This is a genomic window from Nesterenkonia massiliensis, assembly GCF_000455245.1.
Taxonomy (GTDB): Bacteria; Actinomycetota; Actinomycetes; order Actinomycetales; family Micrococcaceae; genus Nesterenkonia; species Nesterenkonia rhizosphaerae.
On the sequence record NZ_HG005165.1, the window covers coordinates 376,562 to 390,990 of the forward strand.

At 62.7% G+C, this 14,429-nt stretch carries 14 protein-coding genes, 1 tRNA gene, 1 other RNA gene and 1 pseudogene; 4 read left to right on the forward strand and 13 right to left on the reverse strand.

Annotated elements, in window-relative coordinates:
• The 7 genes and pseudogenes from TX78_RS01710 to TX78_RS01740 all read right to left on the reverse strand — a co-directional run.
• Positions 1-266, reverse strand: a pseudogene (locus TX78_RS01710) (DUF1445 domain-containing protein); the annotation flags it as partial.
• 11 nt (positions 267-277) lie between these two features.
• Complete coding sequence (locus TX78_RS01715) at positions 278-1,525, reverse strand: NRAMP family divalent metal transporter (protein ID WP_044493037.1); 1,248 nt, start codon at positions 1,523-1,525, stop codon at positions 278-280.
• A gap of 121 nt (positions 1,526-1,646) precedes the next feature.
• The gene (locus TX78_RS01720) at positions 1,647-2,348 is read right to left on the reverse strand and encodes a GntR family transcriptional regulator (RefSeq protein ID WP_049897293.1); all 702 of its coding nucleotides are present in this window, start codon (positions 2,346-2,348) and stop codon (positions 1,647-1,649) included.
• A 36-nt stretch (positions 2,349-2,384) separates the two neighbouring features.
• A complete protein-coding gene (locus TX78_RS01725; RefSeq protein WP_044493039.1) occupies positions 2,385-4,121 on the reverse strand; it encodes an acetyl/propionyl/methylcrotonyl-CoA carboxylase subunit alpha in 1,737 nt (578 codons plus the stop codon).
• Positions 4,118-5,812, reverse strand: coding sequence for a 5-oxoprolinase subunit B/C family protein (locus tag TX78_RS01730; RefSeq protein ID WP_044493040.1), 1,695 nt, complete (start codon positions 5,810-5,812; stop codon positions 4,118-4,120). The genes TX78_RS01725 and TX78_RS01730 overlap by 4 nt, the downstream gene beginning before the upstream one ends.
• The gene (locus TX78_RS01735; RefSeq protein ID WP_044493042.1) at positions 5,809-6,582 is read right to left on the reverse strand and encodes a LamB/YcsF family protein; all 774 of its coding nucleotides are present in this window, start codon (positions 6,580-6,582) and stop codon (positions 5,809-5,811) included. The genes TX78_RS01730 and TX78_RS01735 overlap by 4 nt, the downstream gene beginning before the upstream one ends.
• A gap of 117 nt (positions 6,583-6,699) precedes the next feature.
• A complete protein-coding gene (locus tag TX78_RS01740) occupies positions 6,700-8,157 on the reverse strand; it encodes a helix-turn-helix domain-containing protein (RefSeq protein WP_233722118.1) in 1,458 nt (485 codons plus the stop codon).
• A gap of 121 nt (positions 8,158-8,278) precedes the next feature.
• Between TX78_RS01740 and TX78_RS12430 the strand changes: the two genes are divergently transcribed.
• Positions 8,279-8,482 carry a hypothetical protein gene (locus TX78_RS12430; protein ID WP_158644284.1) on the forward strand — a complete coding sequence of 68 codons (204 nt, stop codon included), beginning with the start codon at positions 8,279-8,281 and terminating at the stop codon, positions 8,480-8,482.
• Positions 8,483-8,741: 259 nt separating this feature from the next.
• Complete coding sequence (locus tag TX78_RS13435; protein WP_049897296.1) at positions 8,742-9,050, forward strand: hypothetical protein; 309 nt, start codon at positions 8,742-8,744, stop codon at positions 9,048-9,050.
• 101 nt (positions 9,051-9,151) lie between these two features.
• Here the strand turns inward: TX78_RS13435 and TX78_RS01750 are convergent, their stop codons facing one another.
• Complete coding sequence (locus TX78_RS01750) at positions 9,152-9,706, reverse strand: aldolase/citrate lyase/malate synthase family protein (RefSeq protein ID WP_044493044.1); 555 nt, start codon at positions 9,704-9,706, stop codon at positions 9,152-9,154.
• 19 nt (positions 9,707-9,725) lie between these two features.
• Complete coding sequence (gene aceA, locus TX78_RS01755; protein ID WP_044493046.1) at positions 9,726-11,084, reverse strand: isocitrate lyase; 1,359 nt, start codon at positions 11,082-11,084, stop codon at positions 9,726-9,728.
• Between the two features lie 224 nt (positions 11,085-11,308).
• Here aceA and TX78_RS01760 point away from each other — a divergent pair, with 224 nt between their 5' ends.
• Positions 11,309-11,713, forward strand: coding sequence for a hypothetical protein (locus tag TX78_RS01760; protein ID WP_233722119.1), 405 nt, complete (start codon positions 11,309-11,311; stop codon positions 11,711-11,713).
• A 20-nt stretch (positions 11,714-11,733) separates the two neighbouring features.
• Here the strand turns inward: TX78_RS01760 and TX78_RS01765 are convergent, their stop codons facing one another.
• The 4 genes from TX78_RS01765 to TX78_RS12440 all read right to left on the reverse strand — a co-directional run bounded on the left by TX78_RS01765 (position 11,734) and on the right by TX78_RS12440 (position 14,229).
• Entirely contained in the window at positions 11,734-12,393 is a 660-nt protein-coding gene (locus TX78_RS01765) for a thermonuclease family protein (protein WP_049897298.1), read from the reverse strand.
• Positions 12,394-12,447: 54 nt separating this feature from the next.
• Positions 12,448-13,017 carry a hypothetical protein gene (locus tag TX78_RS01770; RefSeq protein ID WP_044493047.1) on the reverse strand — a complete coding sequence of 190 codons (570 nt, stop codon included), beginning with the start codon at positions 13,015-13,017 and terminating at the stop codon, positions 12,448-12,450.
• A 196-nt stretch (positions 13,018-13,213) separates the two neighbouring features.
• Positions 13,214-13,301, reverse strand: a tRNA-Ser gene (locus TX78_RS01775).
• A gap of 121 nt (positions 13,302-13,422) precedes the next feature.
• Complete coding sequence (locus TX78_RS12440) at positions 13,423-14,229, reverse strand: tyrosine-protein phosphatase (RefSeq protein ID WP_158644285.1); 807 nt, start codon at positions 14,227-14,229, stop codon at positions 13,423-13,425.
• 78 nt (positions 14,230-14,307) lie between these two features.
• Here TX78_RS12440 and ffs point away from each other — a divergent pair.
• An RNA gene (gene ffs, locus TX78_RS12905) (signal recognition particle sRNA small type) lies at positions 14,308-14,404 on the forward strand.
• Positions 14,405-14,429 lie beyond the last annotated feature (25 nt).

The window sequence follows — 14,429 nt, forward strand, 5'->3', positions numbered from 1 at the left end:
TAGGCGGCAATATCGGTACGGATATCCCCGCCTCCTAACAGCGTTGAACTGAGTTGACCAGGCTCGAGAACTCCCAGCACCGGGCACGACTTTGGATTGCGCTGGGCAAACAGCAGCATGTCAAAGGCCTGCGCCCGTGGCAGCGCCAGCAGATTCGCCTGTGCATAGCCTGCGCTATAGCCGCTGGTAGGCCGACGCAGCCCCGCCCGGAACTGGGACCTGGCCGCTGAGGGCAGCAAAGTCGCAAGGTTCTCACCGGTAGTCATAGTGGCCTCAATCAACCCTGGCTCCACAGAGCCGCCAGCCCGCTGAGCGAGTTCGCACCCATGTAGATAGTCAGCAGCCAAATTGCGGTTCCGGCGATCAACAGCCACTTCGGGTATCGGTAACCCTGAAGCAGATCGCGCCGGAACCAGGCCGCGATGAGAATCACCGCGAAGCCCAGCGGCAGCACTGCACCGTTGAACGCACCGGCCATAATCAGCAGGGTCTGTGGGGCCTGTCCGAGCGTCAAAAACACGCCAAGAGTCAGTGCGAGGAAACCTGCGAAGAGCCAGGCCCGGACACGCGGTGAAGTCTTCTGCGTGGTCACGAAGGAGATGCTTGTGTAGGTGCACCCCAGGATGGAGGTGATAGCAGCCACCCAGAAGACGACGCCGAAGACCCGGAGGCCGATCTCACCCAGCGCTGCCTGGAACGCCGAGGCCGCCACATTGTCGGCAGCCAATGCCACGCCAGTGCTGATCACGCCCAGAACCGCCAGGAACAGTAGGAATCGGATCACACTGGCCACCACGATGCCCAGCACTGACGTGCGCGAGATTGCCGAGACGTTTTCCGGCCCGGTGTGCCCGGAGGCGATGAGCCGGTGGGCACCGGCATAGGTGATATACCCTCCGACGGTCCCACCGATCAGGGTAACGACTGCGAAAAAGAAGGTGTTCAGTGTCTCCCCGTCCGGCAGCACCGGAGCCACTGTCTGGCGCAGAGCCTCCCCCACCGGAGGCGCGGTAGTGATGGCCATCCAGATCATCAGCAGAATGAGGATCGCACCACAGGCCACCACGATGCGGTCCAGGGCAACTCCTGCCTTTTTGGACAGGAAGATCAGCAGCGCGATCACCACTGAAATGGTGGCGCCGATACGGGCATCAATACCGGCCATCGCGTTCATACCGATGCCGGCCCCGGCAATATTGCCGATGTTGAAGACAATGCCGCCAAAGAAGATCAACGCCGCCAGTGCCCAGCCCAGTCCAGGGACAATCCGGTTGCCCAGTTCCTGAGCGTAGAGGCCAGAGACCCCCAGCGTCCGCCAGACATTGAGCTGGATAGCGATATCAACGAGCACCGATATCAGGATCGCGCAAGCGAAGGCCGCGCCGAACTGCAGTGTAAAGGTGGAAGTCTGGGTAATGAACCCTGGCCCCACGGCACTGACCGCCATAAGGAACATTGCGCCCAGCAGGGCGGTGCGGCGGGTAGCCACAAAAGTGGGTCCCTTTGCCGCTGTGGTTTCAGCCATGGTCTTAAGCCTCACTGTTGGGTGGAGTGAGCTGTAAATGCGGTGTGCATCACATGCTGGCTTGAGAATAACTGTTGTTCCACAATCTAGGCAACGAATTGTGGAACAATCTCACGAGGTTTTACCTGCGTGTAACACGCTCAGCCGGCTTCCCCATGTGCTCCAGGAGTTCCGACTCAGCCCGGCTGAGGTACTCGATCAAGAAGTTCTCAGCCTCCTGGCGCCGGCCCTGTCCAATCAGCTCGGCCAGCTGCGCATTCGAGTCCACATAGCCGCTGTGGAAGTCTGGCTGGTTCCTGCGGGTATGGAAGACCAGCCGCATCCGGGCCAGAATCTGGCTCATCAGTGTGTCGAGTGTGGCGCTGTGAGCCTGGGCGATAATCAGACGATGGAACTGCTGGTTGGCCTGGCCCATACCCGGGACATCAACGTCCGCTCTGGCCCGCTTGGCCTCATCAACGATCTCCTGGAGTCTGGCAATGGACTCGCTGGAGAAATCGGCCGCGCGAAGTGCCCCCGTCTCCACAATCCGTCGAACTCGGTAAATCTCGCGCACGTCCTCCGCCGTCGGGGAATGGACAAAAACTCCCCGATTGGGCTGGCGCTCAACTAGCCCTTCACCGGCCAGCTGCTGGAACGCGCTGCGAAGAGTATGCCGCGAAACCCCGAGCTGTGCGGTGAGCCGTACTTCTGGAAGCTTGGTCCCAGGAAGCGCGCCCCCACCGGAGATGGTGCTGCGCAAAGCCGCAGCCACACGCTCAGCCAGGTGGGCATGATCGCCGGGGTCGACCCGCGGAATGTTCGCCCAGGCATCGGTACTCATAGCCACTTAATCTATACCGACTGAGTGCTGCGCTCTCTACTCGATACGTCCAAGAACATCGCCGCTCTTCAGCGAACTACCTGGTTCCAGCTCTTCACGACGGAAGATCCCTGCCACGGAGGCGCTGATGGTCTGCTCCATCTTCATCGCCTCCACTACAGCCAGCGCCTCTCCGGCCTGAACCTGCTGCCCGTCCGCGACGGTCCACTTCACCAGCGTTCCCGCCATCGGCGAGCGAACCGCGGAGTCGCCCCCTACGGCGTCGTCGGCTGCCCCTGCCGAGCTCTCTGCCTGACCGAAGAGTCCCAGCAGCTTCTCGGGCAGACCCAGTTCCACCGCACGCCCATCCAACTCCACAACGGCCCGGCGGATGCCCTGCTCACGGTGCCGCACCGAACGTTCCAGATGCTCCGAGGATTCCAACTCGACAGCGAAATATGTTTCGATCCAGCGGGTGTGGACCCGGAAGTCCCCTTCTGCAGCGATGAAATCCTCAGCTTCCAACACACTGCGGTGGAAAGGCAGCACGGTGGGCAGTCCCTGAATACGCATTTCGGCCAGCGCGGTCCGTGCCCGACGGATGGCCGTAGCGCGGTCCTCAGCAGTGACGATGAGTTTGGCGAACATGGAGTCGAAGGCACCGGAGACTTCGTCCCCAGAGCGCACGGCTGTCTCCACCCGGATGCCGGCACCGGCTGGGGGCTGGAAGAGTTCGACCGGACCGGGCGTGGGAAGGAATCCCAACGCCGGGTCTTCGGCGTTGATGCGGAACTCCACAGAGTGCCCGCGCGGTTGCGGGTCCTTCGTCACGGAGAGTTCACGGCCTTCGGCAATGCGCAGCTGCTCGGCCACCAGGTCCAGCCCGGAAGTCTCCTCGGTGACCGGGTGCTCCACCTGCAGCCGCGTGTTGACTTCCAGGAAACTCAGCAGCCCATCGGGGCTGAGCAGGTACTCCACGGTTCCAGCACCCACGTAGCCGGCCTCGGCGCAGATAGCGCGGGCCGAGTCATGGATGCGCTGCCGGATGTCATCTTCTAAGAAGGGGGCCGGAGCCTCTTCCACGAGCTTCTGATTGCGGCGCTGCAGCGAACAGTCGCGGGTCCCCACCACGACGACGCGGCCGTGGGTATCAGCGATCACCTGGGCTTCAACGTGCCGCGGACGGTCCAGGAACCGCTCAACGAAGCACTCCCCCCGACCGAAGGCCGCCTCAGCTTCACGGACGGCCGAGGCAAAGGCATCATCAATCTCCGCGTCTTCGCGGACCACCCGCATGCCGCGACCGCCACCGCCATGAGCGGCCTTGATGGCTACCGGCAGACCGTGCTCGGCTACAAAGCTGCGGACCTCCTCCGCGCTGCTGACCGGGCCGTCGGTTCCAGGCACCAGAGGCGCACCGGCCTGCAATGCGATTTCTCGGGCAGTGATCTTATTGCCCAGTGCCTCAATGGTCTCTGGGCGTGGCCCGATCCAGGTCAGCCCGGCGTCGATGACAGCACGGGCGAAGTCCGCGTTCTCGGAGAGGAACCCGTAGCCCGGGTGCACAGCATCGGCTCCGGAGGTCTGCGCTGCCTGCAGCAGCTTCTGCATGTCGAGGTAGGTCTGCGCTGCAGTATCCCCCTCCAGCGCCACTGCGGTATCTGCCAGCTCGGTGTGCAGGGCGGTGATGTCTTGGTCTGCGTAGACCGCTACAGTGCTGTATCCGGCCTCACGGGCGCTGCGGATAATGCGGGCAGCAATCTCTCCGCGGTTAGCAATCAGAATGCGCTTCATGTCAGTTCCTGGGGAAAGTCGGGGTCAACGGGGACCAGCTGGACAGTATCGCCGGGGCGCAGCTGGGCGGCGGCGGAGAGATCTTGGGGCAGGATCACTCCCATGACCGGATAGCCACCGGTGACTGGGTGATCATTGAGGAACAGCACGGGGTTTCCTTCCGGGGGCATCTGCAGCGAACCGCGCGGTACGCCTTCACTGGGCAGTTCCTGCTTCTTCAGACGCTGCAATGGTCGAGCTGCGGGATCCTCTGCTGCCGGTGCCAGCCGAATGCCGATGCGATTTGCCTGGGCGCTCACAGCCCAAGTCTGGGCGGCAAGTCGCGTGGCTTCCTCGGAACTGAACCAGTCGTCGCGGGGACCATAGGTGAAGCGAAGTTGGATTCGCCCCTGTTCATCAGGTTCGGGCAGGGTGGTGGGTTCCGGCCATCCAACGGGCCCGACGGCGGCGGCTCCACAGCTGAGGAGATCCCCGGTCTGCAGCGGCGCGGGCCCCAGGCCGGACATCGTGTCGGCTGAGACGCTACCAAGCACTGGGTTGGCGCGGATTCCGCCGCGCACCGCCAGGATGACGCGCATTCCTCGTTCGACGGTACTGATGTTCAGCTCATCCCCGGCCACGAGTGCGATGGCCGCTCGCTGCGGTGCGGGACGTTCGCCGCCGTCGAGATCCTTAATGACCAAAGACGCCTCGGCCCCGGTCACCGCCAGCACCACAGTGTCCTGAGCTCGGAAGCTGGCGCCCCCGTTGAGAATCTCCAGCACCGCTGCCTCAGGACGATTTCCTGCAAGGCGGTTGGCCTGGCGCGCGGCAGCTTCATCGGCAACACCGGCGCGGGAGACTCCTAGGTCGCTGAGCCCGGGCCGCCCGAAATCCTGGATAAGCATCTGTAGCCCAGGGGAGGTCACCTGTAGTACTGCCCCGGCCTCACCTTCAGGTGCGGCGTCGTCGCCGGCTTCAGGCGTGATTCCGGCGGATCCTCGCACCGTTTCGGCACGGGTAGCTTCGGGGCGGACGGCTTCATAGCGCACCGTGTCACCGGGGCTCAGCAGCGCCGGGGTTGCGCGGTGGAGATCCCACATGGCCTCAGTGGTGTGACCGATCAGCTGCCAGCCTCCGGGAGAGACGCGCGGGTAGACAGCGGAGAATTCTCCGGCCAGGGCCACAGCCCCTGCCGGCACTGCGGTCCTGGGCGAGGATCGCCGGGGGATGCTGAGCGCACGCGTTTTCCCTGAAGCGTCCTGCCCGGCCGGCACACAGTACGCGAAACCAGGTGCGAACCCGCCGAAGGCCGCGGTCCAGGGCATTCCGGTATGCCAGTGGATCAAAGCCTCGGGACTCATATTCAGTGACTCCGCCAGGTCAGCCAAGTCTTCGCCGTCGTAGATCACCGGAAGAACCACTTCTTTGGCCCCGGTTGACTCAAGTTCCGGGACAGTGATCCGCTCTAAGGATCGACGTGCCTGGCTGATGTGGTGCGGAGCTGCGAACCGGATCATCAGCGTCCGGGCGGCAGCCACTAGCTCCTGCTGCCCGGGCAGCGGCTGGCTGTGCAGCTGTTGATGGCAGGCCAGAACGGTGGAGAGTTCCGCGAACTCCAGCAGCAGCGAGTGCGTGCCCGCGCGGTGAATGCTGCTAGTGGCTTCCGCGATGGAGCCGGGCACCCCGGGCTGGGATCGCTGGGTGCTCATGAGGCGGTAAAACTGCGAATCTCGACGCCGGCGGCCTCAAGCGCCTGCCGCAGCGTGCGCGCCAGTTCTGCTGCCCCGGCAGTGTCACCGTGGGTGCAGATGCTCTCCGCTTCAGTCTCGATCCGGGTGCCGTCACGAGCGATGAGCACCCCGTCCTGGGCCAAGCGGAGCATATTCTCCACCACCTGCTCGGGCTGGTGAATCACCGCATCAGGTTCACGCCGGGAGACCAGTGTTCCGTCAGGGTTGTAGTTGCGGTCGGCGAAGGCTTCAGCCACCCCGCGCAGCCCAGTCTCGCGCGCATACTCCAGCGCATATGATCCTGGCAGCAGCAGCACCGGGAGGTCTCGTCCGGTGGCCTCGGCGTAGCTGGCAATGGCATCAATGACCGCACGAGCCTGGACCTGGTGGCTGACGATGGTGTTGTAGAGGGCGCCGTGGGGCTTGACGTATCGAATCTGGGTGCCGGCCACCGCCGCCAGACCTTCTAGGGCACCGAGTTGGTAGAGCACCTCTGCGGCGAGCTCTTCTGCGTCATAGTCGATGAACCTGCGGCCGAAGCCGGCCAGGTCCCGGTAGCCGATATGCGCGCCGATGGCTACGCCTCCAGCGGCAGCCTGCTCAACAGTGGCCCTGATGCGCATGGGGTCCCCGGCGTGGAAGCCACAGGCCACATTGGCGCTGGAGACAATGCCGAGCATGGTCTCATCGGGGATGCTCCAGTTACCGAAGGACTCTCCGACGTCGCTGTTCAGATCGATCTGTGGCATGCGATTTCTCCTCGGCCAGAGGTCCCGGTGAGACCTGCATTACGTTCCGGATTGTTCAACAATAACACCACGACGTCGGCTAGAGGAGAGTTGTTCACATAGTGAGGCAGCGCAGGATTACGGCCGAGAATAACGCTGTAAGAACTGATACACCTCAGTGGTGTCCACCCCGGGAAACGCACCCTGCGGCATGGCCGCCAATAAGTGCGTGTTGGCGCGCGCCGCGGGCCAAGCCTGGCCCTCCCACTGCTCAGCAAGTGCCGCCGGAGGCATCCGGCAGCAGCTGGGATCATCCGGACAGCGCGAGACTGACCGCGAGGTGGTGTCCCGGCCGCGGAACCACTTCGCATGCGCGAAAGGCACCCCGATAGAGAGCGAATAGATACCTGAGGAGTGGGCCTCAGTACGAGCGGTGCACCAATAGGTACCGGCCGGGGTGTCAGTGTATTGATTGAAGGAACGGAACTTGTCCTCCACATCAAATACCTGACGCGATGTCCACTGCCGACAGATAGTCTGCCCCTCGATCGCGCCCGAGTGATCAGCAGGGAAGCTCACGCCATCGTTCTCGTAGGCCTTGTGGATGATCCCGGATTCATGCACTTTCTGGAAATGACAGGTGATGCCCAAATGCTCGGTGGCCAGGTTGGTGAATCGGTGGGCGGCTGATTCATAAGAGACCGCAAAGGCATCGCGGAGATCCTCAATGGCCAGCGCCTTGGCGTTCTTCGCCCGGGCAAGGAACTCCACTGCGGTTCGCTCGGGCATCAGCAGGGCCGCAGCGAAGTAATTGGTGTAGACGCGCTGGCGCAGGAACTCCGAATAGTCCTGCGGTTCGGTATGCCCCAGCACCTGGTGCCCCAGCGCCTGAAGCAGGACGCTTCGCGCATCCCAATCCCGGGAACGTCCCTGGGTCAGGTAGATGATCTGATGACGCTGATCGGTGACTGAGCGCGTGGAGTTGGGCAGGTTAGGGACAAACCGCAGCGTGTAACCCAGATGCTGAGCAATATCAGCGGCGATATGGTGGCTCAGCGGCCCGGAGGTATGACCCACCGCATCAAGAATCCGCTGGGCCTCCGCCTCGATCTCGGCGTAGTAGTTATTGCGTCCCTTCATCTCCTCGCGCAGCTCTGTGTTTGCCCGCCGTGCCTCCTCAGGAGTGGCCGCCTGTTCCTCCAGCCGGCGCTTGAGCTCGCGCTGCAGGGCAACCATGGACTCCAGCACGTCCATTGGAAGACGGCTGGAGATGCGCACTGTGGGCAGTCCGAGTGCGGCATACAGCGGTCCGCGCTGGGTCTTCTCCAGTTCTATCTCCAGTGCTGCGCGCTTGGACGGCGGCTCCGCGCCGAAGAGATCATCCAGCCGGACACCGAGGATCTTGGCCAGCAGCTGTAGCTGCGACAGTTTGGGTTCGCGCTTGCCGTTCTCCAATAGAGACAGTTGCGAAGGCGCGGTGCTCAGCCGTTCGGCAAGGTCATCAAGGGTCATCCCTTGCTTCTTCCTCAGGTGCCGAACCCGGCGGCCGAGGGCGATGAGGTCGACGTCGTCGTCGTTCTCCATCTGAGCCAGCATGTGAGTCAGTTTACACAGCGGCGCCATCTTTGTGACCGCGACAACATCACAGTGATACCGCTGGTATATGGTGTGGTGCGGCTCTCGTCACGACGACGTCCGAGGGCCGCAGACCTCGAACTTGCAAAGCAATTCTCGCTCACTGGACGAGCCTTCAACTCTGCTGGCCCTCGGCGGCTTGGGCATTATTGCCGTCACCGTTGGTCTGCTCATGTGGAACAAAGTCCCTCCGATGGTGGCCATGGTGGTCACCCCGATTCTCGGAGCCCTGCTGATGGGCTTTGCCGTCGCATCCGCGAGACCCGCCGCATCAATAAGCGGGTAGCCGCCGGTGAGATCGAAATGGCCGCCGAGGTTGATGTCCGCGGAATCGCTGATGCGTTCAGCCAGCGGCAGCAGGCTGAACGTGCTGACATTGTGGAGCGGATGAACTCGGCCCGATGGATCTATTGAGCCAACGTTGTGCTGGCAGTCGGCATTATTGGTCTGATGCTCGGCGATGTACTGCCCCCGCACTTGGCCTTCATGATCGGTGTGGCGCTGGCTCTGCCGTTGAACTTCAAGGGATCCAACTGCATATCGCGATGGGCGCTCTGGGCGTGCCCATGGATCTGCTGACCTCCACCGACGCCTATTACTTCTCGGTGCTACCGCTGGTGGACGCCACGGCGAGCCAGTTCGGCGTGCCAGGTATGGAGATCGCCCATGCGATGCTCATCGGTAACATCATCGGCACCTTCGTCAGCCCCTTCTCCCCTGCGCTGTGGCTGGCCCTGGGTCTGGCCGGTGCGAACCTGGGCGAGCACCTGCGGTATTCCTTCTTCATCGTGTGGGGCTTCTCCATCGTGATGATGGGCGCTGCGCTGCTGCTGGGCATTATCAGTTTCGCCTAGTCACGTATCTCGTAGCTGAGAACAGAGACCGCCGCCCGGTGAGTCAAGGGACCTCGAAACCCCGACTCACCGGGCGGCGGTGGTTTATGCACCGGCAGCGGCTATGCCGCTAACCGGGTCTGTTCTCTGTGGAATGCCCGCTGTTTGGGCTGCAAGTGGATAGCCCGGACACTCCGAGCCGGCAGTCCCAGAAGACGCTCGGCTGCGGTAAAGATGTCCTGCCACAGCTGCACCTCCTCTTCGGATTCCAGCAGCGGAAGTTCCACAAAGGGAGCACGGCCTTCGGCCAGCAGCCGGCGTGCGTTGCGGTGGAGATAGAGGCCGAGGTCCACCAGACCTGCCGAGAGTGGAGTGCCCTGGCACAGCATCCGTTGTTCCCGGCGGGCAAGGCCCCGGGGACGGACGATGGTGCTCGGCGGTGTGCTCAGCAGGTGCGCCATGAACGCATTCCAGGAGAGTTCGACGACGTCGTCCCCGTCCTGTGCAGCCACGCTGACGCCCTCGCTGAGTGCTCCGGCTTCCTCCAGTTCGGTCACCCGTGCCCAGAATTGGCGGTGCAGTGCGGCCAGGAAGCTGAGCGCATCTGCGGTGAGCACCTCGTTTTGTCGCGGTGCCCGCTGACTGCTCAGTGCAATTCCGTTGATCTCGATAGACATATCGACCTCACTTGCGGCTCTAGTGGAACTGGCCCTCTTCGGTGGAGCCTTTCAGAGCCACCGTGGAGGATTCTGGGTTGAGGGTGGTGGAGATCGCGTCGAAGTAGCCGGTGCCCACTTCGCGCTGATGGCGGGTTGAGGTGTAGCCGTCCTTCTCGGCGGCGAACTCTGCCTCCTGCAGCTCCACGTAGGCCTTCATCTGCTCCTCCTTGTACCCCTTGGCCAGGTTGAAGGCGGAGTAGTTCAGCGAGTGGAAGCCAGCGAGGGTGATGAACTGGAAGGTGAAGCCCATCTTGCCCAGCTCATTCTGGAACTTGGCGATGGTCTCGTCGTCGAGGTGCTTCTTCCAGTTGAAGGAGGGCGAGCAGTTGTAGGCCAGCATCTGATCGGGGAACTCTGACTTCACCGCCTCCGCGAACTGACGCGCCACCTCCAGGTCGGGGGTTCCGGTCTCCATCCAGATCAGATCGGAGTAGGGAGCATAGGCCTTAGCACGCTCGATGCAGGGCTCGATGCCGTTGGTGACCTTGTAGAAGCCTTCGGCGGTCCGCTCACCGGTGATGAACGGCTTGTCCCGGTCATCCACATCAGAGGTGATGAGGGTCGCGGCCTCCGCGTCAGTGCGGGCAATGATCAGGCTGGAGACGTTGTGTACGTCGGCGGCCAGTCGCGCTGCCTGCAGGGTGCGGATGTGCTGGCTGGTGGGCACCAGGACCTTGCCGCCCAGGTGGCCGCATTTCTTCTCGGAGGCCAGCTGGTCCTCCCAGTGCACGCCTGCCGCGCCCGCCCCGATCATCTGCTTCATCAGCTCATAGGCATTGAGCGGACCGCCGAAGCCAGCCTCAGCGTCAGCCACGATCGGCACCAGATAGTCCTCAACGGTCTTGATGCCCTCGAGGTACTCGATCTGGTCGGCACGCAGCAGCGCGTTGTTGATGCGGCGTACCACGTTGGGCACCGAGTTCGCCGGGTACAGCGACTGGTCCGGGTAGGTGTGACCGGAGAGATTGGCGTCTCCTGCCACCTGCCATCCGGAGAGGTAGATGGCACGCAGGCCAGCTTTGACGTAGTTGACGGCCTGATTGCCGGAGAGCGCACCGAGGGAATTGGTGTATTTGCCGGCGGCATGCTCTTCGGTCAGCTGAGCCCAGAGCTTCTCTGCTCCGCGCTTGGCCAGAGTCTGCTCCTCCTGGACGGTGCCCTGGAGCTTCACGACCTCCTCAGCGGAGTAGTCCCGGGTGATGTGCTCCCAGCGCGGGTTGGTGTCCCAATCCTTCTGCAGGTCCTGGACCTTCTGTTCGAAGACATCACGGCTTTCCGGCTGCAGCACCGGTGTGTCAGTGGCGTCCTGGGTGGGTTTGCTGAGTGTCTCGGTCATGTGAATCTCCTTTGATTCGCTCGCCGCGTCGATGAGGACAACTCCAGTCTTGACGCCCTGACAAGCCTCAGACCAGGACATTTAGATCAAAGATTTGCATTTCTTCGCTATTTGAGAAGATCTCACGAATGTGACCACGCTCGGTGACTTCGGTCACCTCTTCTTCTACGGGGCGTAGAAGTAGAGTGGCTTCTGAGCCTATGACTCAACTAAAGGAGCTGACTATGACCTCGCAGTACCACAAGAGCCCCATGCCCCGGCTGACCTTCCTGACCGGAGGCCTCCTGGTGCTCGTCGGCATCATCGGCTATGTCGCCTCGATCGCCAATGACACTCAGCACTGGACCGCTTTCATTCCGTCACTGATCGGTGTGCTGCTGCTGATCAGCGGCGCCGTGGCACAGAAGAACCTGATGGCAGGCATTCACATGGCGTTGCTGCTGGCTCTTCTGGGTGCACTGGCAATGTTCATGCCGCTGATGAGCCTGCCGGCGCTCTTCGCCGGCGAGGCAGAGCGACCTGCGGCAGTGATTTCCGCGCTTGTCACCGTGATCGTTCTGGTGATCTACCTGGTCCTGGGGGTACGCAGCTTCATTGCGGCTCGCCGCTGGAAGAAGTCCAACGCCTAAATCAGCACAAAACAGGCCCGTCAGAGCGCGGGTTCACAGTCGAGGCCGTCGGAGAACAGACCCACTCCGGCGGCCTCTGCTTGTGCCCAGGCTTCTTCCACCTCTGGTAGGAAGCGCGCGTTCGGGGCGAAGTACACCGGTTCACCCCAGCCTGCTTCCGCCATCTCGGCATTGACCAGCACACCCTCTGCGTACACTCCGGCCAGCAGCCGGTCGTAGCGGTCACGCAGATCTTCGTCGAACTCTAGAATCACAGTGTCACCCGGTGAGAGCAGGTCTTTCAGGTGTTCGCTGGCTTCTGGGCCTCCGCATTCCACCGGGCGATTCGGATGCACCGTTTCCGGGGTGTCGATATTGAGCAGCCGCACCCGCTCCTCAGTTCCTCCGATGCGCACGACGATCGTGTCGCCATCGACGACGCGTTCCAGCACCGCAGCTTGGGCATCTTCGGAGAAACCATCGGGTACCGCTGGTTCGCGCTGCTGTATCCAGCTGATCACTGCCGCGGCAAGAATGGCCAGCACGACGACGCCGAACCACATCCAGATGCCCTGGCTTCCGGCAGGGTTGTGCTTGCCTCGTGCTGTGCCAGTAGCAGCCCTGCGCTGACGAATGCCACGACGGGCAGCCCTGGTGACGTGACGCCTCATGGTCTTCTGGAGATGCCGATTGGTAGACATGGTCCCCAAGATTATCCACCGGCACTGACCTGCAGGGGCGTCGACACCGACTGGCTACTTTTCGGTGGACGTTTTCTGTGCTTCCAGTGCCTGCTTCTCCTCCTGGGCCACTTCCTTCTTGACCATCCACCAGGTCAGGGCTCCGGCGCCCCAGCCCATGACCAGGCGGGGGAATGGAACCTTCAGCTGCCGGAGGCCAGCTTCGATCTTTTCATCAGCCCAGAATCCTGCTGCCATCATCGCCGACGTCACTGCGCCCAGTGGGACAGTGACAGCCAGAAGCGCCCCGAACGAGACCGGCGTAAGCGCGCGGCTGGCAGATTCAGCTTCTGCTGGCCCCTCTGGCGCAACAGGTTCGGCATCGGCAGGTTCGTTATCGGCCGCACCGCCCACCGAAGATGAATCTCCGCCGGCCCAGGCTGCGATCTTCTGCTGGGCGCTTGGTGACGTTGCTACCCATGCACTGAACGCCGGTAGTGCAATAGCGGGAGCCGCGATGATTCCACGGCGCAGCCAGCGGGGATAGTTCCGCGCCGGAATGATGGAAAGGGCCCCGCTCACCACCGCCTGTCCCCAGGGGTCGCGGCTGAAACGGTATGTGCCAGGAGTCCGTGTATTCACCATAGGGCTTACGCTACGGGCCAGCGCTGTGCCAGGCATCGGCCTGAAGAATGATATTGCCCCGAGTGCGCCGCCACAGGCGGACCAGCAACACGTTTATGACCTATAACCCTTGACTGACGTGGGGTACCTGCATCTGGATACCAAAACGCCCCGGGCGCTAGCACCCGGGGCGTCGACCTCCAGCGGAGATCATCGGCGGTGACGGTGGGATTTGAACCCACGGTACGGGGTTGCCGTACACAACGATTCCAGCGTTGCTCCTTCGGCCGCTCGGACACGTCACCTAGCACTCTCGAATGGGGAGATGATGCTTCATTTCCCTGCTCAAGAGCAGACTATAGCCTAGCCGATAAGGTGCGGTTTGTGCCAATCCGGCATCCCGGCCGCTGTTCAAGCGAGGGACCCCTACTGACCGGTGGAGGTCACCAGCTTCGCGTGCAGCCCTTCCACCAAGGGATCTGGGGCCTGGTAACGGGCGATCAGATCCATCAGTCCGCCTGCGCCGCCAAGTTCAGTGAGCATCGCTTCCATAGAATCGGCGGTTGCGCTGAGCAGCGGGTGGTCGGAGGCGAAGAACTCCGCAGCGCGCCGAGCGTCGTCGTCGACGTCTCCCTGTTTGCTGCGGGTATAGCTGGCAGCCTGAAGACGGGTGAAGATTCCGATGAGGTTCTCCTGCGTGTGGGCGTAATCCTCAACGATCACGTCTTGGTCCGCGCCCAGGAGCGTGAGAATCACACCTGCCAGAATGCCAGTGCGGTCCTTGCCTGCAGCGCAGTGGAAGAGCACCCCTCCGCCGGTGCGGCTGATCAGCTGCAGCCCTTGTACCACCTCTGGAAGGTGGTTGCGGACCAGACCGGCGTACCAGTGCCCGACATCCCGCGGGGACTGTATCGACCCTGCTGCCTCGATCATCGCCAGTGGATGCACTGCTGCTTCGGCAAGTGGCAGGTGATGGTGGGCGATTCCCAGCCGCGGTGCCTGCGCATGCGGTGAAGCACGCACCTCGTGGCTGGAGCGCAGATCGATCACTGCCGCCAACCCTTGACCGGCCAGCGACTGGATCTCTTCCTGGGGTGAGATGGTCGGATCATCCGAGCGCCAGAGTGCGCGGGCCCGCAGGACTCCCCCGCTGACCGGGATTCCGCCCAGGTCACGCAGGTTCGCCAGCGGAAGGACAGCGGAATCGAGGTGAGAATCAGTGGTCTGCGTCATCACCGCCATCGTACCCTTGTACGCCCTTCCGACAGCTGGCCAGTTCGCCAAGGAGCGCCTGCCCGCGATAACATGGTCTCCGGCCCCACGCGTGGTGTCATCCTGCTGAACTCCCCCAGGACCGGAAGGTAGCAAGGGTAGGCGGGCTCTGGCAGGTGCGCGTGGGGCTCTTTCATGCCCGGTGAGCGCACGCAGAGCGA